Raw genomic sequence first — 21,902 nt, 5'->3', positions numbered from 1 at the left:
GAGCCGTGCTAGTTGGATGGAGCCGCGCGCCGGCCGGGGGATTGCGCTCCGGTCGGATGGAGCCGTGCCGGTCGGGCGGAGCCCTACCGTTCCGGCGGGGTTGTCGGCCGGGCGCAGCCGCGCTGGTGGGGCGGAGCCGCGCCCGGCCGGGTGGGGTTGCTTCGGGTCAGACCGTGCGTGCCTGCGCGGCCTGGCCGGCGGCGGCCGACTCGCCGCCCTCGGCCTCGACGTGGGCGAGATCCCGGTGCCGCGTCTCGCGGGCCACGCCCACGGCGATCAGGGTCAGTACCGCTGCGGCGATCACATACAGGGCGATCGGAGTGGAGCTTCCGTAGTCGTCGAGCAGCGCGGTGGCAATGAGCGGGGCCGGCGCGCCGGCCGCCACGGAGGCGAACTGGGCGCCGATGGACGCGCCCGAATACCGCATCCTCGTTGCGAACATCTCGGCGAAGAAGGCGGCCTGGGGCGCGTACATCGCGCCGTGCAGCACGAGCCCCACGGTCACGGCGAGGATCAGGTAGCCGAACGACCCGGTGTCCACGAGCGAGAAGAACGGGAACATCCACAGGCCCACACCGGCCGCGCCGAGCAGGTACACGGGCCGCCGCCCGACCCGGTCGGACAGCGCGCCCCAGGCCGGGATGACGGCGAAGTGCACGGCGGAGCCGATGAGTACGGCGTTGAGCGCGGTCTGCTTGGACACTCCGGCCGAGGTGGTGGCGTAGACGAGGATGAAGGCGGTGATGACGTAGTAGCTGATGTTCTCCGCCATGCGGGCGCCCATCGCCACCAGCACGTCCCGCCAGTGGTTGCGCAGCACGGAGACGAGCGGCAGCTTCTCCGCCTCCTGCGTCCGCCGGGACTCCGCCCGCGCCAGCGCCTCCTTGAACACGGGCGATTCGTCGACGGACAGCCGGATCCACAGACCGACGATCACGAGCACCCCGGACAGCAGGAACGGAATCCGCCAGCCCCACGTACCGAAGGCGTCGTCGGAGAGCACGGCGGTCAGCAGCGAGAGCACACCGGTCGCGAGCAACTGCCCCGCCGGCGCGCCGGTCTGCGGCCACGAGGCCCAAAAGCCGCGCCGCCGAGCGTCCCCGTGCTCCGACACCAGCAGGACGGCACCGCCCCACTCACCGCCGAGCGCGAAGCCCTGGACGAGCCGCAGCGCGGTCAGCAGCACGGGTGCGGCGGCCCCGACCGTGGCGTGCGTGGGCAGCAGTCCGATGGCGAACGTCGCCCCGCCCATCATCACCAGGCTCAGCACCAGCAGCTTCTTGCGCCCCAGCCGGTCACCGTAGTGCCCGAACACGAGGGCCCCGAGCGGGCGGGCGGCGAAACCGACGGCATACGTCAGGAACGACAGCAGTGTCCCGACGAGGGGATCGGAGTCCGGGAAGAACAGCTTGTTGAACACCAGCGCGGCGGCGGAGCCGTAGAGGAAGAAGTCGTACCACTCGATGGTGGTGCCGATGAGGCTGGCGGCGACGATACGGGGGAGACTGGCAGGGGTTGGGGGAGCGGATGTTGCTTCGGATGCCATGTGCGCCACTTCCTCGTGTGCGGTGGGGACGGGTACGTGTCGGCACACCGTAGAAACATGCAGGTGAGGCGCACATGTGGTGGGGCACCATAGTTCAGGGGTTGGCTATGCGTGCGGCCACCATGCCCGCTCACGGAAGGGCGGTTCCGGGGCTCGAAGATAGTCGAAACGAGTGCCGTCCGGGACGCGTAGTTCAGGGTGATTTGAGGGTGCGGTGCTGACTCCCGTGCTGGTTTCGTGCTGACGAAAAGCCCACGTCATCACCCGTGTTCACCCCTCCCGTGCTGACTTGGCGCTGACTACGCTCCGTTGAACTCGGACAACTTGGGGCTGATCGGCTCAGGGTCGTTGCGTGGTATGCGACGTGACTGAGGGGACCTGGCTTTGCCGCTCGGCTCTGCGGGCACGGACAAGGCGCTGCGCCCGCGCGTGGTGCGCGCTCGTCCCGGCTTGTGATGTCGCTGAAACCCAGGTCGCCTCTCAGAAGGTGAGTACCACCCGTCCCCGTAGGCCGCCCGCTTCCAGCAGTCTGCGTGCTTCGGCGGCGTGTTCGACCGGCAGGGTGCGTGCGACCCGCGGGGTGAGCCTGCCGTCCCCGGTCAGCTGCCGGAGGCGGTCGAGTTAAGCCCTCAATGGCATCGCCCTACGCCTGCTCACCGAAGACCTGGCACAACTGGGCCCAGGCCTACCGGAGAAGGGCCTCGTCGCCGATCACGGCCGAGGCGCGCCTCACGTCGTCGTCGGTGGTCCGGTGGAGTGGGGTCGGGGTGGACTCCGACACTTCCAGGAGGACGTCGGCGAGGTCGGCCAGAATGCGGTACAGCGCGGCACGAACGGCGTCGGTGTGGTGACGGCCCACCGGCAGGGGGTCCGTTCGGCGATTTCGTCCACGATGGCCTGCGCGGCGAGTTCGTCGAGAAGGTCGGGCTGTGGGAGGCGTTCCCGCGCCAGGGTTGCGGTAGCGCCCCATGCGAGGTCGTCGCGGGTCATGGCGGTGTCGCGAGCCAGCGTCCAGAGGTCGGCGGGGCCCAGGTCGTCGACCGTGTGCTGGATGCAGCGGGCGGCCGCGTCGGCCGCGGGCGTCACGTCGGCGTTCAGGAGGCCGGCGCGTAGCTCGGTGGCCGCGCTCACGTCGCCCGGTTGCAGCGCGCCCGGCGGCAGCGTGGCCGCTGCGTGGAGCACATGCTCGTGGACGTGCCGTGCCGGATGAGGGGTCCTGCGGGCGGCGAGGGGCGTCCTGACAGGGAGCACAGGGCGTCCAGCAGATCCGCCGGCACAACTCTCAGGTTGATGCACGTCCTCGGCAGACGGCCGTCCATCGTGTCCTCCCCTTTCTGCTCTCTGGTATGGCTGGCTGGTCCGGCGCGGTCCCGGGGCGCGCCGGACCAGCCTTGCGCTGTGGCGCTGTCAGTCGTCCAGCACCGCCAGGGCGTCGATCTCCACGAGGAGTCCCGGCGGGAGCTGCATGTAGACGGTGGTGCGGGCGGGGAAGGGCTCGCCGACGGCCGCCGCGTACGCCTCGTTCAGCTCGGGCAGGTGGGCGGGGTCGGTGAGGTAGACGCGGAGCATGACGACGTCCTCCAGGCCCGCGCCGGCGGCCTTGAGGACGGCGGTGACGTTGCGCAGGACCTGTGCGGTCTGCTCGGCGACGGTGGTTCCGACAACCTCGCCGGTGTCCGGGTCGAAGGGGAGCTGTCCGGAGACCTGCAGGACGGGGCCCTTGCGGATGCCCTGGGAGAGCGGGGCCGGCAGGGAGGGGGCGTTCTCCGTGGTGATGACGGTTCTGGTCATGGTGTTCCTCGTGGTGGCGGTGTCCGGTGGCAGGGGTGGGCAGGCGAAGCGCATGAAGGGGTGTCAGCTCCAGACCTGTCGTTCCTGGCTGCGGGGGTCGTCGACCTGGGTCCACTGGGCGTCGATGTGCATCGTGGCCCGGCGCTCGGTGTCGTAGCGGTCCCAGCCGGGGTCGCCGGTGGTGGCGAACCGGATCCAGGTCTCGTGCATGCGGGCGGCGAGATCCACGGGGGGCTTGTCGGGGCCGAGCAGGGCGGCGGGGCCGACAAGCTGCGGCAGATGTGTGAGATCGAAGACGAAGGGCAGCTCGACCGCGTGCGTGGCGCCGAGTTCGCCGTCCAGGGCGTGCGAGCGCCAGGCGAACTCGTAGGCGAAGGTTGCGGACTCGGGGTGGGCGGCGTGGGCGCCGGCCAGGGCCCGGGTGCCCGCGCCGAACAGCGCGTCGCCCATGATGGCGGAGCGCAGCTCGCCGTAGGACGCCTCGGGACGTGTCCTGCGGTAGGTCTCGACGAGCTGCGCCGGGTTCGGGTGCGAGCGGGCCGCTGTGTCGTCCACGTCCTCTGCGGTCGAGGAAGCGTACTTGTCCACGGGGACCAGGTACAGGAGGCCCTCTTCGGTGTTGGTGCCGACGAGCAGGTCGACGTCGGAGCTGTGCCCGGCGGCCACGGAAACGGCGGGCTGGGTGTCCAGGACCAGGCTGAAGGGGCTGAGGCCGATCAGCGGGTCGTGGTGGGTGGCGGTCTGCAGGTCGATGCCCGCGAGCTTGGAGGCGGCCTCCACAAGACGCTCGTCGGAGATCTCCGCGAAGGCGTCCACGTGCGGCTCGACGCCCAGGACCTCGGCGGCTGCGGCTGTGACACGGGCTGCCTGCTCGGTGGTGAACGCGCCCAGGCCGCTGCCGCTCTGCACGATCGCCCTGCGGAACAGTCCCGCGGCCTCCGCGGTGGCGAGGACGCCGCCGACGACGGTGGCCCCGGCCGACTGGCCGAAGAGCGTGACGTTGTCCGGGTCACCGCCGAACGCGGCGATGTTCTCCCGCACCCAGCGCAGCGCGGCGACGACGTCGAGCAGGCCGCGGTTGGCGGGGGCTCCGGGGAGGTCGAGGAAACCGGCGATGCCGAGCCGGTAGTTGAGCGTGACGAGGACGACGCCGTCCCGGGCGAAGGCGGAACCGTCGTACATCGCGGACCGAGTCGATCCGGCGACGAATCCGCCGCCGTGGACGAACACCATCACGGGCAGGTCGCTCTGCGCGGCGGCGGGCGTCCACACATTGACGGTGAGGTAGTCCTCGCCACGGCTCCAGCCGGTGCCGAAGTAGGGGGCCATGTCGATGCTGCCGAGCTTGCGCTCGGACTGCGGCGCGTTGGGTCCGGGGACAGTGGCGTCCCGTACGCCGTCCCAGGGCTCGTGCGGCTGAGGCGGGGCGAACCGGTCGGCTCCGCGGGGCGGGGCGGCGTAGGGGATGTTCAGGAAGGCGGCGGTTCCGTCGTCCTGGCGCAGACCGCGGACGGCTCCCTGCGCGGTGGTCACGACCGGTTCGGGGTGGTGGCTCATCTCTGGTGCCTTTCCGCGGGCTTCAGCCCTGCTCGGTGTACGGGGTGAAGGGCGCCCAGCCCTTGATGGCGAAGGTGCTTCCCTCGCGTACGACTTCGGTGGCGCCGTGGCCGCCGAGGTGGGCGGGAATCACGAGGGCGTTGTTGTCGGCGGCCCAGCCCAGCACCTTGCGGCGGGTGGCGCGGGCTTCGGCGGGGTTCTCGCAGAAGCAGCTGTTGGCGTCCGGTTCGAGGATCTGCACCGGGCTGTGCAGCATGTCGCCGACGAACACCGCACGGTCCGTGCCGGAGGTGAGGGTCAGCACGGAGGAGCCGGGCGTGTGCCCGGGAGCGGTGTCCAGGCGCAGGTTCGCGTCGATCTGGTGGCTGTGCTCCCACAGCTGCGTCTGGCCGGCCTGGTGCACCGGGGCCACGCTGTCCTCGAAGACGTTCTGGTTGCCGCGGCCGAGCAGCGGCTTGTGGCCGTTCTCCGGGTTCCAGAAGTCGAAGTCGGCCTTCGGCATCAGGTAGGTGGCGTTCGGGAAGGTGGGCACCCACTGCCGCCCGTCCAGGTAGGTGTTCCAGCCGACGTGGTCGATGTGGAGATGTGTGTTGATCACGATGTCCACGTCCTCGGGCTGGACGCCGGCCCGGGCGAGGTTGGCCAGGAAGTCCGTTTCGAGGTGGCTCCAGACCGGGGCGTAGGGACGCTCCTTGTGGTTGCCCACGCCGGTGTCGACGAGGATCGTTCTGCCCTCGCTGCGCAGCAGCCAGGTCTGGATCGCGGAATTCACGATGTTGGTCTCGGAATCCAGGAAATGCGGGGTCAGCCAGTCGGTACCGGCTGCCCAGACTTCCTTCGAGCTTTCCGGGAAGAAGGTCTCGGGCGGCATTTCGACAGAACCGAAGTATTCCCATACCCGGGTGATGGAGATATTGCCGAGGGTGATCTGTTCCATGGGGTTTCCTTGGAATTCGGAGGATTTACTCAACCGTACGAGCGGCCCCGGCGGGCGCGGTATCCGTCACGTGACTGCACCTGTGCGTGCAGCCCTGAGCGTGGCGTTTCCGCTTGTAGGCCAGGTGAAAGGCGAGGCGGCCCCCGTTCCGAGTTGCATTCCTGGATACCTCGCGGGCGAGCGCATGGCGACCTCGCTGCGGTCACGAGGCCGGAGCCGATCCGTCGGGCCGCTTGCCGGTCGTGTGGTGTGCGGTGGCCGTCCCGGGTCTCGTGTCGGCGGCTTCGACGACCTGCCGATCAGCGAAAAGCAAGGGTGGCCGGCCGCCCGGTAATGCGTTCCGCGGGGTGCTAGCCGGCTTGGACGCGTTCGCACCGGTCGGCGGTATCGGCGCAGCTCCCTGCGGCAGCCGGTGCCGGGACGTGCGACGACGGGATGTCCACGCTCTCGGCAGGGACCATGGTGGTGCGGTCGGGGTCCGAGGCGAGTGGGTCCAAGGCTCGTACGAGCGCGGTCAGGGTCGCGTCGAGGCGATTGGTGTGCAGCAGCAGGCGATGCTCCGGCGACGGCCGGTCAGGGCTCACGCGTTGCTCCTCCGAGAGCAGGGACAGCGCCCTGATGACCGTGGGGCGTGCCGTTTGTGAGGCGCTTTCCGGTCGGTGGCCGGTGACGCGGATCAGGTGGGTCACGGTCTCGTGCGCGCGGTCGGCAGCAGCTGTGAGACGGGCGGCGCACTCCCGGACGTGGCCCGCCGGGAGACGTTCGGCCGTGGCGGCCAGGCTCCGTGCGTGGTACGCGCCTGCCTCAAGAAGTTCCAGCAGGTGGCGGGCGTGGTGACGGCGGCGGCGCTGCGGATTGAACGGATGAGTGAGAGGCAGACAGGCCTTGCGGAAGGATTCCAGTGCCTGGTCGAGGTCGTGTGCCGCGCGGACCCAGCTCGTCGGGATCTGTGTGTCCGTGCTTCCTGCCGCGACGGCCCGAAGGAGGCGGTCGAGGACGTGCAGGAAGCCGACCAGTCCCTCGTCACTGGCCCGGCGGACCGTGGTGGGAAGGATGAGGACGGCGGCAAGGATCCCGCAGGACACTCCCAGTGCGGTCTCCTGGACGCGCACGAGCAGCACATGTGTCGAGAAGGTGTCCATCAGCGCGAGCAGCGTGCTGAGCGTGCCGGTGATGAAGAACGTCACGGCCCAGTAGGCCTGCGACGGGGTGTAGAACATCCCGAACATGCACAGCAGGAGCAGGATCAGGAGGACAGGGCCGTCTCCGCCGACCAGAGCGGCGAGGCCGTAGCCGAACACCACGCCGAGGACGGTGCCCGCCAGCCGCCGGACACTCTGCAGCAGCACCTCGCCGGTGCTCTCGTTCTTGATGAAGACGACCCATGCGGCCGCGACAGCCCAGTACCACAGGTGCGGCGACAGGAGATGACCGCCCGCGATGGCGAGGGCCGAGGCAGCCGTCACCTGAAACGCCTGACGGGTGGCTCCCCGCTTCAGGCTTGAGGTGTCGCTGCCCCTGTGCGGCAGCGCCCGGAAGGTGAGTGAGGCGGGCTTGCGTGGAGGCGTCCCGAGTCCTGCCGGGCGGCTCCGTGGGCCGAGAACCCGCAGGGCTTCGGCGAGTTCGTCGACCGCAGGGAAGCAGTCCAGCACGAGTGCGGAGCCTGTCGGCCGGTTCGCGGGGCCGCCTTCGTACTCCTCCTCGCACCGCTTGGAGGCACAGGCCGTTCCCACGGTGAGCTGGTGCCCGAGAGCCCTGATCCGCTGCGTGAGCCGATGTCGGGCCGTCCGTCCCGCCAGATCGTTGCGGGCGGCCGGGGTGCGCATCGCACGGACCGTGAGTACGGCCAGGCGCTGCGCGGCCATCTCCACCCGGCTGAGGTGCAGCAGCAGGACCTCGGTGTCCTCGTCGACGGCGCGCTCGTCGAGAAAGTCCTCGATCAGCAGCACGGATGCGTGCAGTCTGTCGAGGCGGTCCTGCAAAGCGTGGCTCCGGGTGTCGACGTCCTGCCCGGTGACGATCATCGAGGCCGTGTCCCGGAGGATGTCTTGCAGTCGCACGTCGAATGCGTGCCGCAGCCGCCGCAGAGTTCCGGACGCCGTGACGGGGCCGACGCAGTACCACATGGCTGTGGCGGCCCCGAATGCCACCAGTACCGATGCTCCGAGCTGCGGAAGCTGGTCTGCTCGGGCACGGGTGAACTGAGACAGCAGGAAGGCCATGAAACCGAAGATCCCCAGGCCCAGCCCTCGCGGCCCGAACCGGCGGGCCTGGACGGCGAAGTAGATCACCACCAGGAAGATCAGCTTGGCTGCCGTCGGGTACGGCGTCAGCACGGCTCCGGCGGCCAGGGACGCGAGGGCGAGCGGAGCGGCGAGTCCGAGCGTGATGCGCTGGTTGCGCGGGTGCAGGTCGCTGATGGCCAGTGAAGTCGTCATCGTGGTGAAGCCGCCGACCACCAGCGCCGTCTCGGGCGCTCGCAGCGCTGTCAGCACGCCAAGGGTCGCGGCGGTGCCGCACACGGCACGCATCGCGGAGGTCAGACGGATCAGTCCGGGGTCAAAGGCGGCGAAGCGGTCCCACAGCGATGTCGTTGTCCTTGCCACCATGGGGATCTCCGTAGGTCCTTTCGCGTGTGCACGGCCGTGGGAGAGCCTTGAGGTTCCGACCGGCCACGGCCCGCGTCACCAGTCTCGGCACCCGGGGTTCCGGCCGGTATGCGTCAGGTGACTGCTCCCGGAGGTTCTGCAGCACACAGGTGGGAGCCCTGAAGTAGCTCACGGTGGCCTGGACTGAGAAGCGAGACACAGGGTCCGTTGCCGGCGTCGGCGGCCGCGCAGCGCCTGACAGGCCTGCACCCGTTGACGATGGCTTTCGGTTCCAAGGGGCTACGCAGGGCACGGACTTGGGACGGACAGCCGCCAGGAACCCAGAAGGTCACGCGACATTCGACGCATCTCGACACAGCCGTCGTCGAGCCGCAGGTTTCCGCGCACCGCGCGTTCGCCCGGGTCGTTCGCCCGCTCAAGAGCAGCCCCGTGGGCCTGCTCCAGATCGGTCATGCCGTCGACGACGTAGAAGTGGCGTACGAGCCGACCGCACGGTGTACGGAACCCGAGTCCGACCAGCCACGAGCATTCAGTGGCCATGACAGCGCCTTCCGGTCGAGATGTACGGCTTACGCGATCCCCGTCTGTGATGGCAGGACGCCACCGGCGACGCACGACCGTGCCTGCCCGCCGACCCGGAAAGGCGCGGCCGTGCCCGCTTCACGATTCTGTGGCCGGACGAACAGCCGGGGGTATGCGTCACGTGACTGCATCGGTGCCGGTCGGCCGCGGGATGGGGCGTTTGCGCCTGCCGACCGGTTGTCCCGTCGTGGCGATCCCGATGCCGTGACGGTGCGGAGACGTACGGGTCGACGCATACGGAGGCCGGCGGTCTCCCCGCCACGATGGCCGTGCGGCGCGCGACTCCGCGGGCGAAACCCGCCCTCCGGGAGAACTCCATAGATGCCAGGGCCGGAATATCACGGACGACGACTGCGCTCGGGTGCGCTTTGAGCAGGTTCGATGCCACTCCCGCGGGCGCTGCCGCGGTTCTCCCACGCTAGTATCGGGGGTATCTCAAATTCCCTGGAGCATCCGTGGAAAACGATGGAAGGGCTCGTGGGGACCAGCGCTCGACGCCGAATTCTGGTCTGACGCTGGTGGGCCGAGAAACCGAGACATCGGAAATCATCCGACGTGTCGGCGCTGATCGGTCCCGCAGTGACGTGCTGGTCGTCACGGGTGACCCCGGTGCCGGAAAGAGCACCCTGCTCGACATCGCGGCCGATCACGCGCAGAGGGCAGGCGGCCGAGTGCTGCGAGCGGTGGGGAGCGAATCCGAGGCGCACCTTGGATTCGCGGGTCTTCATCAGATGCTGCGCCCGGTGCTCGGTGAGGTGGAGGGCCTGCCGTCGCGGCAGCGCGCCGCGCTCCGTGCCGTCCTGGGGCTCGACGAGTGTGCCGAGGCCCCCGACGCGATGGTCGTCGGCCTGGCGGTTCTGACCTTGTTGTCGGACCTGGCGGAAACGACACCGCTGCTGGTGGTGGTCGACGACGCCCAGTGGATCGATCGCGGATCACTGGACGTTCTCTCCTTCGTGGCGCGACGCATGGACAGCGAGCCCGTGACGCTGCTGGTCGGAGTCCGCACCGCGACCGCGCTTCCCGGCTTCGACAAGGAGTACGAGCGCCTGGAGCTCGGCCCGCTGGACGGTGAGGCGGCCAACCGGCTGCTCGACCGGCAGCCCATGCCGCCCACCGGCCGAACCCGCGTGCGGATCCTTGAGGAGGCGGCCGGCAACCCACTGGCCCTGGTGGAACTCGCCCACGCCACCGCGATCCGGCACCCCGAGGGCAGTAGCGTGGAGGGCCCGCTCCCGGTCACCGACCGGCTGGAGCGGATCTTCGCGGGCCATGCGGCGGACCTGCCGGAACCGACCCGCCGCATCCTGCTGCTCCTTGCGACCGCCGACGCGGCGGACGCGCAGGCAGCCGCCATGGGACTCCCCGAGGCGGACGACAAAGCATGGGAGCCCGCTGATCGGGCCGGCCTCGTACGCCAGGACGGAGCCAGGATCTCCCTCCGCCACCCGCTCGTCCGCTCCGCCGTCTACCATGCCGCGTCGTTCGAGGAACGCCGCAGGGCGCACCTCGCTCTCGCGGAGTTGCTGCGCGAGGAGCCCGACCGTCGCGCCTGGCACCTCGCCGCCGCGACGGTGCGCCCCGACCAGGAAGTTTCGACCGCCTTGCAGCAGACGGCCGACCGGGCCCGGCGCCGAGGCGGCTTCGCGGCCGCTGCCGCCGCCCAGGAGCGCGCCGCAGAGCTCAGCCCGCGTCGCGAGGACCGGGCGCGCCTGCTGACCGAAGCCGCTACCACCGCCGTCTTCACCGGCCAACTCGGCTGGGTGGAACACCTGGCCGCCGCAGTCCGCGAGAGCACCGACGACCCGGCACTGCTGGGCAAAGCCGCGCTGGCCACCGGCCAGCTCATGTCCCTGAGCCCCCACCACACAGCGGCCTTCGCCCTGCTCATGCGTGTTGCCGATGAGGCGGCGAACGCCCGGTCACCCCTCGTACTCGACGCGCTGGCCGCGGCGGCGGTGGTCCGCTACTACTCGGGCGAGGAATCCCAGCAGCGACAGATCCAGAGCCTGCTCTCCTGCACGCCCGACGATGCCGCCGCAGCCGCGCTGCACGCCTGGGTACTGGCTGTCTCCGACCCCAGCGGCGCAGGGGCGTCCCTCGCACCGGTGCTGCCCGGGCTCATCGCCGAGGCCAAGGGCGACGCCCGGCGCCTGACCGCGCTGGCCATCGTCGCCTGGCTGCTCGACCAGACCGCCCTCGCCGCCAGGACCTTCGACGAGGCGTTCGACCAGTGGCAGGCCCACGGCCCGCTCCCGGACGGACTGGGATGCGCGGCCGGCTGGACCCGCCTGGAGCAGGGCCGATGGCCCGAGGCCCGCTCGGTGGCGGCCGACATCGCGGCCATGGCATCGGCGGCCGGACTGGACCATGCCGAGGCCTGTGCCCAGGCACTCGACGCCACGGTGGTCGCCCTGCTAGGCGACGCGATCGCCGCACGCCGGCTCGCCGAGCGAGCCCTGTCTCTCGTCGATCCTCTGGAGAGCCGCTCCGTCGCGGTCTTCGCCCATCGTGCCCTGGGGATGGCGGCCGTGGCCGAGGGTGACTACGACACCGCGTACACACAGTTCCGCTCCGCGTTCACCGACGACGGCGATCCGGTCCACTACCACGTCTCCTACACCGTCCTGGCCGACCTCGCGGCCGCGGCCGTCCGCCGAGGACAGCAGGAGCACGCCGCCGAACTGCTGGAACAGTCGGCGCGACGCCTCGGTACGGGCATGTCGGCACGGGTGGCCGCTTTGATCGACCGAGGCCGCGCCCTCCTCGCGGATCCCGAGCACGCGGAGCCGTTCTTCCAGGCGGCGCTCGCACAGCCCGCGGGTGAGCAGTGGCCGTTCGAACGGGCACAGACCCGGCTCGACTACGGGGAATGGCTCCGCCGCCAGCGCCGTATCGCCGAGGCACGTCCCCTGCTGAGCGCCGCCCTGGAAACCTTCCAGCGCCTCGGCGCACGGCCGTGGATCGAGCGGGCACAGGCAGAACTGCGCGCCGCCGGAATCGAGGCGACCGACGTCGTGCCCAGCGCCTTCACCGAACTCAGCCCCCAGCAGCAGCAGATCGTCCAACTGGCGGCCCGCGGTCTGACGAACCGCGAGATCGGTGAGAAACTGTTCCTCTCACCGCGCACGGTCGGCTCCCACCTCTACCGGGTCTTCCCCAAGCTGGGCATCACCGCCCGTTCACAACTCCGCGACGTGCTCGAAGGCACCCTGTCAGGTACTGGCGTCCAGAGCTGAAAGCCGAATCTGCCTTGGAGGCACGCTGACGAGCATGCCGCCTGTCGGCCGACGGCCGTCGCCGTGCAGTCGGCCGACAGATACCGCGACCGGATTCCGCATGACAGATTCATAGAGCGCGACGACGAGACACCGCATGAACTCGTCGAACCGCACAGGGGATTCACCCGGGCGCCCTACCCCTGCGCCCGTGCCCTTGGGGGGCGTGAAAGCTGTCCGAGCCCTGGCCTGCCTTTCACGCCCCCAGACCTGCGGCCGCGACCGCGCCGAGAACTCCGGGCCACCAGCGCCCAGTGAACAGGCTTCGACCAGGAGGGCGTTGGCGTCCAGGACGGGCAGGAGCATCGGCCGGTCCAGCACCATCGGATTGATCGCTGATCCCGACGGGACCTGCGGCAGCGGTGCCGGAACGGCAGGATCAAGGGTCATGGACCAAGTTTGGCCGCCACCACTGACCTCGGCTGGGGTTTTCGGGACGCGGCGGCAGATCCCTTCACCCTGAAAGAACTGCGCACCCTGCAAGGGGCCGGAGCGTTCCAGCCTGGTTCACCGATTGGTGTACCGGGCAGAGGTCGCTGCTCATTGAAATGGAGAACCGGCCTCAACCAGGCGTGGGAGCCAGGCGCCCAGCTCAACTGGGAGCGTGCCGCTGACGCAGGATCATCCCTCCGGCGTCAGCCGCCGATCCCGGTGACATGGAAGGCCCGTCAGCCGCCCAACAGCGGTGCTGCCGATGGCGCTGGCCGCAACGCAGCTGATGTCCGGCGTCGCCGGCGGGCTCACCGTCTCGCCCAACCAGACCCAGGTACTTCAGCACGCTCCGGCGCAGGCCGCGGGAGTGGGCGGCGGGATCCTGCAGATGGCCCAGCGCATCGCGGCGGCCGTCTGCCTCAGCGCCGTCCCCGCGGTGTATCTGCACGCCGCTTCCGGTCCGCCGGGAGGCAGCCACCCCCGGGCCGGGTACGCGTTGGCCTCCTGCGTCTGCGCCGGCCTGCTCGCCGCCGCCCTGCTGCTGTCCCTGCTTCGCCGGACCGCCACGCCGCCCCGCCCGTCGGCATTCGCGCCGGCGAACCGCGCCGGCGTGGTCCCCTGCCCCAAGGAGACGACCTGACCACCCGTGGCGAGGGTGCCGCACCCCGTCGGCACCCTCACGTGGGCGTGTCCAAAGAAGCGGAGAAGCTCTCCGTGTCCGCAATGCAAGACCTGTCCGGGAAGTTCTTGACCGACCTGGTGGACATCTGCTGAACTCCCGACCCATGAACCCGCGCGTGGACCTGACCCGGCGGCGCCACATCGATCTGGCGCACGTCTCCAGCGCGTTTTGTTGTCGCTGATCCGGCAAGTGGTCCCCGGCAGCGGCCGGCGCGCGCCCATGGCGGGCGCCTGGCAGCGGCGATGCGAGGCCGCCCGCACCGCGATGCCTCCCCGCTTGATCGTCGTATCCACCTGCTGAGGGCTACCACCCCCTCTTCTTCTTCTCGCATTCGTATGAGCCGGAAGCCTGTGCGCGCACGCCGACGTGGTCGCTGAGAACGCGGCTGCAGCGGTCCTGCGACCACGCGCTCTCCCTCCGGCCCGCCCACCGGCGTTTCGCATGTGGTCGATCAGCCTTGCGCAGTACCAGCTTCTTCGCCCGACTCCCCGATCCTCAACACCCCTTGGTGTGCCCGTCTGTCCGGGAGGGACCCCCTCATGCCTGTGTCCATCCGTAAGCTCACCGGCCGCATCGGCGCGCTCGTCGAGGGCGTCGACCTCACGGCGACTCCCGATCTCTCGACGATCACGGCGCTCCGTGACGCCCTCAACGAGCACAAGGCGATCGTCTTCGACGACGTGAACCTCGACAACGCCGGCCAGGAGCGCGTGGCCCGGTGGTTCGGCGAACTCACCACCGCCCACCCGAACGTGCCGGCCACCGACGGGACGACGAACGTGCTCGCCGTCGACAGCGAGACGTCCAAGGCCAACGAATGGCACACGGACGTCACCTTCGTGGTCAACCCGCCGCAGCTCACCACGCTCCGGTCGATCGTGACCACGCCGTACGGCGGCGAGACGCTCATCGCCAACGCCGCCGCGGCCTACCGTGACTTGCCCCAACCGCTGCGCGCCCTCGCGGACTCGCTGCGCGTCGTGCACACCAACCAGTACGACTACGCCCGCTCCGCGGCCACGACCACACAACGGCAGGAGTACGACCGAGCCTTCGTGTCGACGCCCTACGAGGCGGAGCACCCGGTCGTGCGGGTGCATCCGCTGACGGGCGAACGCGGGCTGTTCATCGGCGGGTTCGCCAAGCGGATCGTCGGCCTGTCGGGCAGCGAGTCGGCCGATGTGCTGCGCCTCCTCCAGTCGTATGTGACGCGTCCGGAGAACATCGTGCGCTGGACCTGGTCCCCGAATCAGCTGCTGATCTTCGACAACCGGATCACCCAGCACTACGGGGTGGACAACTACGACGACCACCCGCGCCGCCTCAACCGGGTGACGGTCGCCGGAGAGGTGCCGGTCGGTGTCGACGGCCGCCGCAGCGAGCAGCTCGTCGGCGATTCGTCGCACTACAGCAGTGTGTTGGCGGTGGCGGCGTGACCGGGCTCAGCCTCAAGGCGGCGGCCGTCACCGAGGGCCCGGACGCCGAGACGGCGAGCGCGCGGGAACGCGAGGTGTTCCTGCCGCGCGACGCCCGCCGAAGCACATCACTCAGCAGACTCCGCGAGCGCCTGCGCTGGCCGCTGGGTATCTACACGACTCCGGTCGTGCTCCTCATCGCCTGGGAGGCGCTCGCCCGGGCCGGAGTGGTGTCGAAGACCTACGCCCCGGCGCCGACCTCGATCGTGAAGTCAGCCGCCGATCTGTGGCAACAGGGCGTCCTCGGGCCCGACTTGGCCATTTCGCTGCAGCGGGCCGGCATCGGTCTGGCGATCGGTCTGACGGTGGGGATCGTCACCGGCGTGCTCGGCGGAGTGCTGCGCAGCGGCGAGTACCTGTTCAACGGCCTCGTGCAGGTGCTCAACACGATCCCGCTCCTCGCCGTACTGCCGCTGATGATCGTGTGGTTCGGCATCGACGAACTCACGAAGGTGCTGCTGATCTCCTTCGGCGCCGGCGTCCCGATGTATCTCAACCTGTTCGCCGCGATCAGGGGCGTCGACCAGCGCCTGATCGAGATGGCGCGCACGACGGGCGCGGGCATCTGGCGCCTGGTGGCGCGGGTGCTGGTGCCCGGAGCCCTGCCGGGGTTCCTGGTCGGACTCCGGTTCTCCCTCGCGTACAGCGTCCTGGGCCTGGTCGCAGCCGAAACGGTCAACGCCGACAAGGGACTTGGCTTCCTCATCACTCAAGGGCAGACCTATCTGCAGACCAACCAGGTCTTCGTGGGGCTGGTGATCTACTCGCTGCTCGGCCTGCTCGCCGACCAGTTCGTCCGGGTTCTCGAGCGGGTGCTGCTGCGGTGGCGACCCAGTTATGAGGCGTCATGAGCAGCGCAGCAGCGACCGAGCTTCGCCGGCAGACCGGGGTCGTCGTCGAGCAGGTGGTCCGTCGGTTCGGTGACCGGGTCGTGCTCGACCACCTCGACCTCACCGTCGCCGACGGGGAGTTGGTGATCCTGCTCGGCCCCTCGGGCTGCGGCAAGAGCACCCTGCTGCGGCTGCTCGCCGGACTGGACCGGCCCGACGGAGGGCGGGTGGAGGTCCCGGCGCGGCGTGCCATCGTCTTCCAGGCCGACCGGCTGCTGCCGTGGCAACGGGTGTTGCGCAATGTCACCCTCGGCCTGCACGGACCCGACGCGGAACAGCGGGCCCTCGATGTGCTCGCCGAGGTCGGACTCGCGGGCCGGGAGAGGGCATGGCCCAAGGAGCTTTCCGGCGGCGAGGCCCAGCGGGTGTCGCTCGCGCGGGCCCTGGTGTCCGAGCCCGAACTCGTACTGCTCGACGAGCCGTTCGCCGCCCTCGACGCCATCACCCGGCTGCGCATGCACGACCTCGTACGGGCGCTGCGGACCAAGCACCACGCCGCGATGCTGCTCGTCACCCACGACGTCGACGAGGCGATCGCCCTGGCGGACCGCGTCGTCGTCATGAGCAACGGTCGCATCGGCACCTCGCACGAGGTGCACCTCTCCGCCGCGGACCGCGAAGCGAGCGTCGCCCGCGAGGAACTCCGCGCACGGCTCCTGGAAGACCTCGGCCTCGCCGGCCAGCACTGACCTCCCCGAACACCCTCACCCCAGCACAGAAAGCACGACAACCATGCGAAAGAGAACCACCAGACTCATCGGCGCCATCGGCTCACTCGCCCTCGCGGGCACCCTCGTCGCCTGCGGATCGTCGTCTTCGAACAGCGCCGCGCCGCTGAGCAACGCCGCCGAGGCGAGCGACGCCAAGCACCCCGAGTGGAGCAAGTACACCTTCACCATCGGCGACAACGGCGGTGACGGCAGCCAGGAGCTGGCGAAGATCACCGGCGTGTTCGACAACGCGCCGTACAAGGTGAAGTTCGCCCGGTTCACCTACGGCCCGCCGCTCGTGCAGGCCGCGGCCTCGGGCGACATCGACCTCGGCAGCGTCGGCGACGTGCCACCGATCACCGGTGCCGCGAAGGAGTACGGCTTCAAGGTCGTCGCCGTCAACCGCTCGCTCACGCCCGACCAGGCGGTGGAGAACATCATCGTGCCGAAGGGCTCGAAGCTGAAGACGGCCGCCGACCTCAAGGGCAAGAAGATCGCTGTTCCGCAGGGCAGTTCGGCCCACGGCCTGGCCCTGAACGCGCTGAAGAGCGTCGGCCTCACCCCCAAGGACGTGAAGCTGACCTTCCTCGACCCGGCGGCCGGCGCGACGGCGTTCAACACCGGCAAGGTGGACGCCTGGTCGATCTGGAACCCCCAGTCCGCGATCGCGGTCAAGAACGGCGCGCGGATCCTGGTGAAGGGGCTCCCACCGATCGACCAGACGAGCAGCTACTACGTCGCCAGTGACACGTCGCTGAAGGACAAGACCAAGCGCGCGGCTCTCACGGACGTCCTGAAGAGGCTCTCGCGAGAGTTCGCCTGGGCCGTCAAGAACCCTGAGCAGTACGCGCAGGCGCTCTCGAAGGAGCAGGGCATCCCGCTGGCCGACGCCAAGGCGTCCCTGGCCGCCTACTCGAACCGGGTGACCCCGGTGGAGCAGTCGGACATCGAGCTGGAACAGAAGCTCGCCGACGCCTTCCTGGAGGCGGGGCAGATCACCAAGAAGGTCGACGTCAAGTCGATCACCGACAACCTCTTGCCAGCCGGTTACGACAGCTCCAAGCTGAAGGTCACCTCATGAGCGCGAGACGGCGCCGGCTGCATCTCAACGCCTTCCTCATGGAGGCGGGTCACCACGAGGCAGCGTGGCGGCTCCCGCACAGCAATCCCCGGGCGGACTTCGACCTGCGGCACTGGATCGAGCTGGCGCAGCTGGCCGAGAGCGCCAAGTTCGACTCGCTGTTCCTCGCGGACGGCCCGGCACTCATCGGTACCGGCGAGTTCCGGCCGCCGGGCCAGCTCGAGCCGTTGACCCTGCTGACCGCGCTGTCCCAGGCGACCAGCAGGATCGGCCTCATCGCGACCGTGTCGTCGACCTACAACGAGCCCTACACCCTCGCCCGTCGGCTCGCGTCCGTCGACCACGTCAGCGGCGGCCGCGCCGGCTGGAACATCGTCACCTCCGCCGGAGCCGACGAGGCCGCCAACTTCGGCCTCGACGACCGTCCCGGCCACGCCGAACGCTACGCCCGTGCCGACGAGTTCCTGAAGGTCGCCAAGGCGCTGTGGGACAGCTGGGAGGCCGATGCCGTCCTCGCGGACAGGACCACCGGACGCTACGCCGACCCCGCGCGTCTGCACCGCCTCGACCACCGGGGCCGGTACTTCAAGGTGGCCGGCCCGCTCAACGTCGAGCGTCCCCCGCAGGGCTACCCGCTGCTCGTCCAGGCCGGCTCCTCCGAGGACGGCAAGGACTTCGCGGCCCGCCACGCCGAGGCGATCTTCACCGCGCACACGACGTACGAGCGCGCGGCCGCCTTCTACGCCGACATCAAGGCGCGGACCAGGGCCGCGGGCCGCGACCCGGACGGTGTGATCGTCCTACCCGGCATCGTCCCGTACATCGGGTCGACCGAGGAGGAGGCCCGGGCGCTTGCCCGGCAGTTCGACGAGCTGCGCGTTCCGGAGTACGGGCTGCGCCAGCTGGCCGCCGTGTTCGAGACCGAGCCGTCGGTCTTCGAACTCGACGAGCATCTGCCGGACTTCATCCTCGCCAGGCCGAAACTGGAAGGCTCGCAGAGCCGCTCCGACCTGATCATCGATCTTGCGGTGCGCGAGCAGCTGACGGTCCGGCAGATCATCTCCCGGCTGGGCGGCGGGCGTGGTCACTTCGAGTTCATCGGGACGCCCGAGCAGGTCGCTGACACGATCATCGCCTGGTTCGAGGACGGTGCCGCGGACGGGTTCAACATCATGGCGCCCGCCCTGCCGTCGGGCCTCGCGGCCTTCGCCGAGCATGTGCTGCCGATCCTGCGCGGCAAGGGCCTGTTCCGCGAGGAGTACGAGGGCACGACCCTGCGTGAGCACTACGGGCTCCCGGCCCCGGCGAACCAGTTCCATGGCTGACCAGCTCGCGACTCCCGCCGCTTCCCGGAGCGGCGGGAGTCCGCCCGCGCTGCGGGTCGAGGGCCTTCGCAAGACCTACGAAGATGGCTTCACCGCGGTGGCCGGGCTCGACCTGGAGATACCGGACGGCGCCTTCTTCGGCCTGCTCGGCCCGAACGGCGCCGGGAAGACCACGCTGATCGGCTCGGTGTGCAACATCGTCCGAACCACCGCCGGCGCCCTCTCCGTCTTCGGCCACGACCATCGCAGCCGTCAGGCCCGTAGGCTCCTCGGCCTGGCCGCGCAGGAGATCAACGTCGACGGGTTCCTGTCCATCCGGCAGATCCTGATCTACCACGCCGGATACCACGGCATCGGCCGGAAGGCGGCCGCCCGGCGCGCCGACGAACTGCTCGCCTGTGAGCGGGACTGGATGGCGCGCGTCCTCGACGAGACCCACGCGCCTCGCCGTCATCAAGGACCTGGCGAACGTCCTCGCCCTGCTCGCCGGCACCTACCGCTCCCCGGAGGGCGTCGAGGCGCACGTCGTGCCGGGGGAGGGCGCCGACGTGGAGGTGTGGATCCTGGGCAGCAGCGGTGGTCAAAGCGCCGCTGTCGCGGGCCGCAACGGTCCGCGGTTCGCGGCGAACTACCACGTCAGCCCGGCCACGGTCCTGGAGGCGGTGGAGGGTTACCGCTCCTTCTTCCAGCCTTCCGAGTTCCTCGACACGCCGTACGTCAGCGTCTCGGCGGACGTCGTCATCGCCGAGGACGACGCCACCTCCCGCGCACTCGCCACCGGCTACGGCCCGTGGGTCCGCAGCATCCGCACCGCCGAGGGCGTCATCGAGTACCCGACGCCGGAGGAAGCGCGCGCCCACCCATGGACCGACGAGGACCGGGCCCTCGTCCAGGACCGCCTCGACACCCAGTTCGTCGGCTCGCCGGGCCGGGTGGCAGACCAGTTGGAACAACTCCAGGAGGCCACGGGCGCCGACGAGCTGCTCATCACGACCATCACCCACGACCACACGGACCGGGTCCACTCGTACGAACTGCTCGCGGAGGAATGGCGCCGACGGGGTCACTCCTTCCAGTCGAGCTGACGTTCGGGAGTACCCCACCGACCGGCTGCACGCGACCGCTTCGGCGCGGCCCGCCTCGTCACCGCGCCGACAGCGGAAGACCTTTTTGCGTGAAGACGACCACGTGAAGACAACCATGCTGAGACGACCTCGTGTTCGTCCTTCGCCGTGGCTCTCCGCTCGCGGCCCGACGCCGCCTCTAGGACTCCGGGTCCCGGCAGCGAGGTGCTTGAACCGCCGGACCTACGCGACGACTTGGCCGAGCATGGTGCTTGCACAGCCGCACGGTACCGGTCAGCCCGATGCCAGGCCGCGGAGGAGCAGAGCCAGTGACTGTTGCGGGCTCTGTCCCGCGGTGTCGACGACGACGCGCTCGCGGTCCCACGGCTCGTACTCCCGGTCGACGACCTGCTGCCAGTCGGGCAGCGGCAGATCTGGAATGTCGGCCGAGCGCGAGGACAAGCGGCGCCGGTGCTCCGCCGGATCCGATTGATTCCGCGATCACGGTCAGCCCCTGCCGCAGATGTTCCTCGGCCAGGGCATATCCGACGGTGTAGCCCACGGGACCAACCGGGTGCCCGGCCACCCCGGAACGGACGATCGCCTGCTCGATGGTGTCGACCCGCAGATGGACCGCACCGATCCGGGCTGCCAGGAGACGGGCGAGCGTGGTCTTGCCGGTGCCGGGCAGGCCGCCCATGACGATGAGCACAGGATCATCCCTCCGTCAGCCGTCGCGAAGAAGTGCCGCACGCCTGGGCGTTGCGCACGAAGAGCTCGTGCAGGTCGCGGACCGCCCGCGGAACGGAGCCGGAGTGGCGGCGCTGCAGTACCAGCAGCACGTCGGTGGTATCCCCCGCGAGCGGCCGCACAGTGATCGCGCCCCGTCGCTCCAGCGGGTCGCCGACGACGCTGAAGTCCGGCAGCACCGTGGCCCCCAGCCCCTCGGCCACCATCAGCTTGCCCATCTCCGCGCCGTCGGTGGAGTATGAGAAGGACGGAGTCCGGCCGCGGAGCAGCCGGTGCACGAAACGGTGCATCACATAACCGGACCGCATCACGACCAGCGGCTCGGCCAGAAGACTGTCCGCGTCCACCGCCTCCAGGGCCGCCAGCGGACTGTCCGGACGCACGCACACCACCGGCCGGCCGCAGAGCAACTCCGTCGTCTCGAAGCCGGGCGGAATGTCGTCACCCCGGAGGTAGTTCACCAGTCCCAGGTCGAAGGCGCCCTCCAACAGGGCGCGGTGGATGTCGGCCTGCTGCGCGCCGACCAACTCCACCTGGGTGACGGGATGCGAGGCCCGGAACTCGCGCACGGTCGGGATGACCAGCGGCACGGTAGCCGTGTTCACCGTGCCGAGCCGGACCATGCGGCTGATGCGGTGCTGGTCGCCGGCCGCGCCCCGCAGCCGGTCGACCGCGTCCAGCACGCTCATGATGTGCGGCAGCAGCTCGCGTCCCTCGTCGCTGATCTTCGCCCCGGACCGCTTGCGCTCCAGCAGGTCCACGCCGAGCTCGCGCTCCAGATTGCGTACGGTCTCGCTGAGCGCCGGCTGGGACAGGTGGAGTTCCTCGGCGGCGCGCCGCAGCGAACCGAGCCGTGTGACGGCAGCGATGTATTCGAGCTGTTCGATACGCACGAACAGGAGACTGCGCCCTCCCGGGACCGGGTTCAAGGGAATCCCTGTCACAACCTCGTGAATACCGACTCTCACCATGTGGAATCACATCCGGGCATTCTTGACCGGCCGAACTCCCTCCTGGTTCGATCGGTGGCATGAAGCGACAGGACCTCACGCGGCGACTCCACGTCGACCTTGCGCGTGTTTCCAGCGCCTTCTGTCGCTGTCGGGTCTGAGCGCACCCGAGGGAAACCCTCCCACCCGCTCCCTCTGTGACTTCCTTCCGTGAATTCCGGTCCCGGCTCATTTCCGTCGTGA

Annotated in this window: 16 protein-coding genes and 4 pseudogenes; 10 read left to right on the top strand and 10 right to left on the bottom strand. The window is 69.8% G+C overall.

The window, feature by feature from the left end; genetic code table 11:
• Positions 1-166: 166 nt before the first annotated feature.
• The 8 genes and pseudogenes from ACQPXS_RS08740 to ACQPXS_RS08705 form a co-directional block, all read right to left on the bottom strand.
• Positions 167-1,546, bottom strand: a complete 1,380-nt coding sequence (locus ACQPXS_RS08740; protein ID WP_351804771.1) for an MFS transporter — start codon at positions 1,544-1,546, stop codon at positions 167-169.
• A 480-nt stretch (positions 1,547-2,026) separates the two neighbouring features.
• Positions 2,027-2,155: pseudogene (locus ACQPXS_RS08735) on the bottom strand (zinc-binding dehydrogenase); the annotation flags it as partial.
• A 120-nt stretch (positions 2,156-2,275) separates the two neighbouring features.
• Positions 2,276-2,797 (bottom strand): hypothetical protein, encoded by a 522-nt coding sequence (locus ACQPXS_RS08730; protein WP_433448561.1) that lies wholly within the window; start codon positions 2,795-2,797, stop codon positions 2,276-2,278.
• A 156-nt stretch (positions 2,798-2,953) separates the two neighbouring features.
• Entirely contained in the window at positions 2,954-3,337 is a 384-nt protein-coding gene (locus tag ACQPXS_RS08725; protein ID WP_361233870.1) for a RidA family protein, read from the bottom strand.
• A 63-nt stretch (positions 3,338-3,400) separates the two neighbouring features.
• Positions 3,401-4,894 carry a carboxylesterase/lipase family protein gene (locus ACQPXS_RS08720; RefSeq protein ID WP_433448558.1) on the bottom strand — a complete coding sequence of 498 codons (1,494 nt, stop codon included), beginning with the start codon at positions 4,892-4,894 and terminating at the stop codon, positions 3,401-3,403.
• A 22-nt stretch (positions 4,895-4,916) separates the two neighbouring features.
• Positions 4,917-5,831 carry an MBL fold metallo-hydrolase gene (locus ACQPXS_RS08715; RefSeq protein ID WP_433448556.1) on the bottom strand — a complete coding sequence of 305 codons (915 nt, stop codon included), beginning with the start codon at positions 5,829-5,831 and terminating at the stop codon, positions 4,917-4,919.
• 350 nt (positions 5,832-6,181) lie between these two features.
• Positions 6,182-8,440 (bottom strand): FUSC family protein, encoded by a 2,259-nt coding sequence (locus ACQPXS_RS08710; protein WP_433448554.1) that lies wholly within the window; start codon positions 8,438-8,440, stop codon positions 6,182-6,184.
• Between the two features lie 279 nt (positions 8,441-8,719).
• The gene (locus tag ACQPXS_RS08705) at positions 8,720-8,980 is read right to left on the bottom strand and encodes a hypothetical protein (protein WP_433448552.1); all 261 of its coding nucleotides are present in this window, start codon (positions 8,978-8,980) and stop codon (positions 8,720-8,722) included.
• A 497-nt stretch (positions 8,981-9,477) separates the two neighbouring features.
• On the opposite strand from ACQPXS_RS08705, the gene ACQPXS_RS08700 reads away from it, so the two are divergent.
• The 9 genes and pseudogenes from ACQPXS_RS08700 to ACQPXS_RS08660 form a co-directional block, all read left to right on the top strand.
• The gene (locus ACQPXS_RS08700) at positions 9,478-12,261 is read left to right on the top strand and encodes an AAA family ATPase (protein ID WP_433448550.1); all 2,784 of its coding nucleotides are present in this window, start codon (positions 9,478-9,480) and stop codon (positions 12,259-12,261) included.
• Between the two features lie 733 nt (positions 12,262-12,994).
• Positions 12,995-13,372: a hypothetical protein gene (locus ACQPXS_RS08695; protein WP_433448548.1), complete on the top strand. Its 378-nt coding sequence runs from the start codon at positions 12,995-12,997 to the stop codon at positions 13,370-13,372.
• Between the two features lie 581 nt (positions 13,373-13,953).
• A complete protein-coding gene (locus ACQPXS_RS08690; RefSeq protein WP_433448546.1) occupies positions 13,954-14,850 on the top strand; it encodes a TauD/TfdA dioxygenase family protein in 897 nt (298 codons plus the stop codon).
• Positions 14,847-15,740 (top strand): ABC transporter permease, encoded by an 894-nt coding sequence (locus ACQPXS_RS08685; protein ID WP_433448544.1) that lies wholly within the window; start codon positions 14,847-14,849, stop codon positions 15,738-15,740. The genes ACQPXS_RS08690 and ACQPXS_RS08685 overlap by 4 nt, the downstream gene beginning before the upstream one ends.
• Positions 15,737-16,468 carry an ABC transporter ATP-binding protein gene (locus tag ACQPXS_RS08680; protein ID WP_433448542.1) on the top strand — a complete coding sequence of 244 codons (732 nt, stop codon included), beginning with the start codon at positions 15,737-15,739 and terminating at the stop codon, positions 16,466-16,468. Before ACQPXS_RS08685 ends, ACQPXS_RS08680 begins: the two co-directional genes overlap by 4 nt.
• 43 nt (positions 16,469-16,511) lie before the next feature.
• Positions 16,512-17,570, top strand: coding sequence for an aliphatic sulfonate ABC transporter substrate-binding protein (locus ACQPXS_RS08675; protein WP_433448540.1), 1,059 nt, complete (start codon positions 16,512-16,514; stop codon positions 17,568-17,570).
• Positions 17,567-18,895 carry an LLM class flavin-dependent oxidoreductase gene (locus ACQPXS_RS08670; RefSeq protein ID WP_433448538.1) on the top strand — a complete coding sequence of 443 codons (1,329 nt, stop codon included), beginning with the start codon at positions 17,567-17,569 and terminating at the stop codon, positions 18,893-18,895. Before ACQPXS_RS08675 ends, ACQPXS_RS08670 begins: the two co-directional genes overlap by 4 nt.
• Positions 18,786-19,274 (top strand): annotated as a pseudogene (locus tag ACQPXS_RS08665) (ATP-binding cassette domain-containing protein); the annotation flags it as partial. The gene ACQPXS_RS08670 and the pseudogene ACQPXS_RS08665, both read left to right, overlap by 110 nt.
• 91 nt (positions 19,275-19,365) lie before the next feature.
• Positions 19,366-19,980: pseudogene (locus ACQPXS_RS08660) on the top strand (LLM class flavin-dependent oxidoreductase); the annotation flags it as partial.
• Between the two features lie 273 nt (positions 19,981-20,253).
• Here the strand turns inward: ACQPXS_RS08660 and ACQPXS_RS08655 are convergent.
• Positions 20,254-20,671: pseudogene (locus tag ACQPXS_RS08655) on the bottom strand (AAA family ATPase).
• Between the two features lie 4 nt (positions 20,672-20,675).
• Positions 20,676-21,602, bottom strand: a complete 927-nt coding sequence (locus tag ACQPXS_RS08650) for a LysR family transcriptional regulator (RefSeq protein WP_433448536.1) — start codon at positions 21,600-21,602, stop codon at positions 20,676-20,678.
• Between the two features lie 137 nt (positions 21,603-21,739).
• Here ACQPXS_RS08650 and ACQPXS_RS08645 point away from each other — a divergent pair, with 137 nt between their 5' ends.
• Entirely contained in the window at positions 21,740-21,820 is an 81-nt protein-coding gene (locus tag ACQPXS_RS08645; RefSeq protein ID WP_351611030.1) for a putative leader peptide, read from the top strand.
• Positions 21,821-21,902 lie beyond the last annotated feature (82 nt).

This window comes from Streptomyces sp. CA-142005, assembly GCF_050942335.1.
Classification (GTDB): domain Bacteria; phylum Actinomycetota; class Actinomycetes; order Streptomycetales; family Streptomycetaceae; genus Streptomyces.
This window is presented reverse-complemented; position numbering and strand designations above follow the sequence as displayed.

What these genes read in the sequence shown, in the direction of transcription:
- ACQPXS_RS08740 (WP_351804771.1), bottom strand. Translation starts at nt 1,546, where the DNA reads ATGGCATCCGAAGCAACATCCGCTCCCCCAACCCCTGCCAGTCTCCCC.
- ACQPXS_RS08725 (WP_361233870.1), bottom strand. Translation starts at nt 3,337, where the DNA reads ATGACCAGAACCGTCATCACCACGGAGAACGCCCCCTCCCTGCCGGCC.
- ACQPXS_RS08720 (WP_433448558.1), bottom strand. Translation starts at nt 4,894, where the DNA reads ATGAGCCACCACCCCGAACCGGTCGTGACCACCGCGCAGGGAGCCGTC.
- ACQPXS_RS08715 (WP_433448556.1), bottom strand. Translation starts at nt 5,831, where the DNA reads ATGGAACAGATCACCCTCGGCAATATCTCCATCACCCGGGTATGGGAA.
- ACQPXS_RS08710 (WP_433448554.1), bottom strand. Translation starts at nt 8,440, where the DNA reads ATGGTGGCAAGGACAACGACATCGCTGTGGGACCGCTTCGCCGCCTTT.
- ACQPXS_RS08705 (WP_433448552.1), bottom strand. Translation starts at nt 8,980, where the DNA reads ATGGCCACTGAATGCTCGTGGCTGGTCGGACTCGGGTTCCGTACACCG.
- ACQPXS_RS08695 (WP_433448548.1), top strand. Translation starts at nt 12,995, where the DNA reads ATGGCGCTGGCCGCAACGCAGCTGATGTCCGGCGTCGCCGGCGGGCTC.
- ACQPXS_RS08690 (WP_433448546.1), top strand. Translation starts at nt 13,954, where the DNA reads ATGCCTGTGTCCATCCGTAAGCTCACCGGCCGCATCGGCGCGCTCGTC.
- ACQPXS_RS08680 (WP_433448542.1), top strand. Translation starts at nt 15,737, where the DNA reads ATGAGCAGCGCAGCAGCGACCGAGCTTCGCCGGCAGACCGGGGTCGTC.
- ACQPXS_RS08675 (WP_433448540.1), top strand. Translation starts at nt 16,512, where the DNA reads ATGCGAAAGAGAACCACCAGACTCATCGGCGCCATCGGCTCACTCGCC.
- ACQPXS_RS08670 (WP_433448538.1), top strand. Translation starts at nt 17,567, where the DNA reads ATGAGCGCGAGACGGCGCCGGCTGCATCTCAACGCCTTCCTCATGGAG.
- ACQPXS_RS08645 (WP_351611030.1), top strand. Translation starts at nt 21,740, where the DNA reads ATGAAGCGACAGGACCTCACGCGGCGACTCCACGTCGACCTTGCGCGT.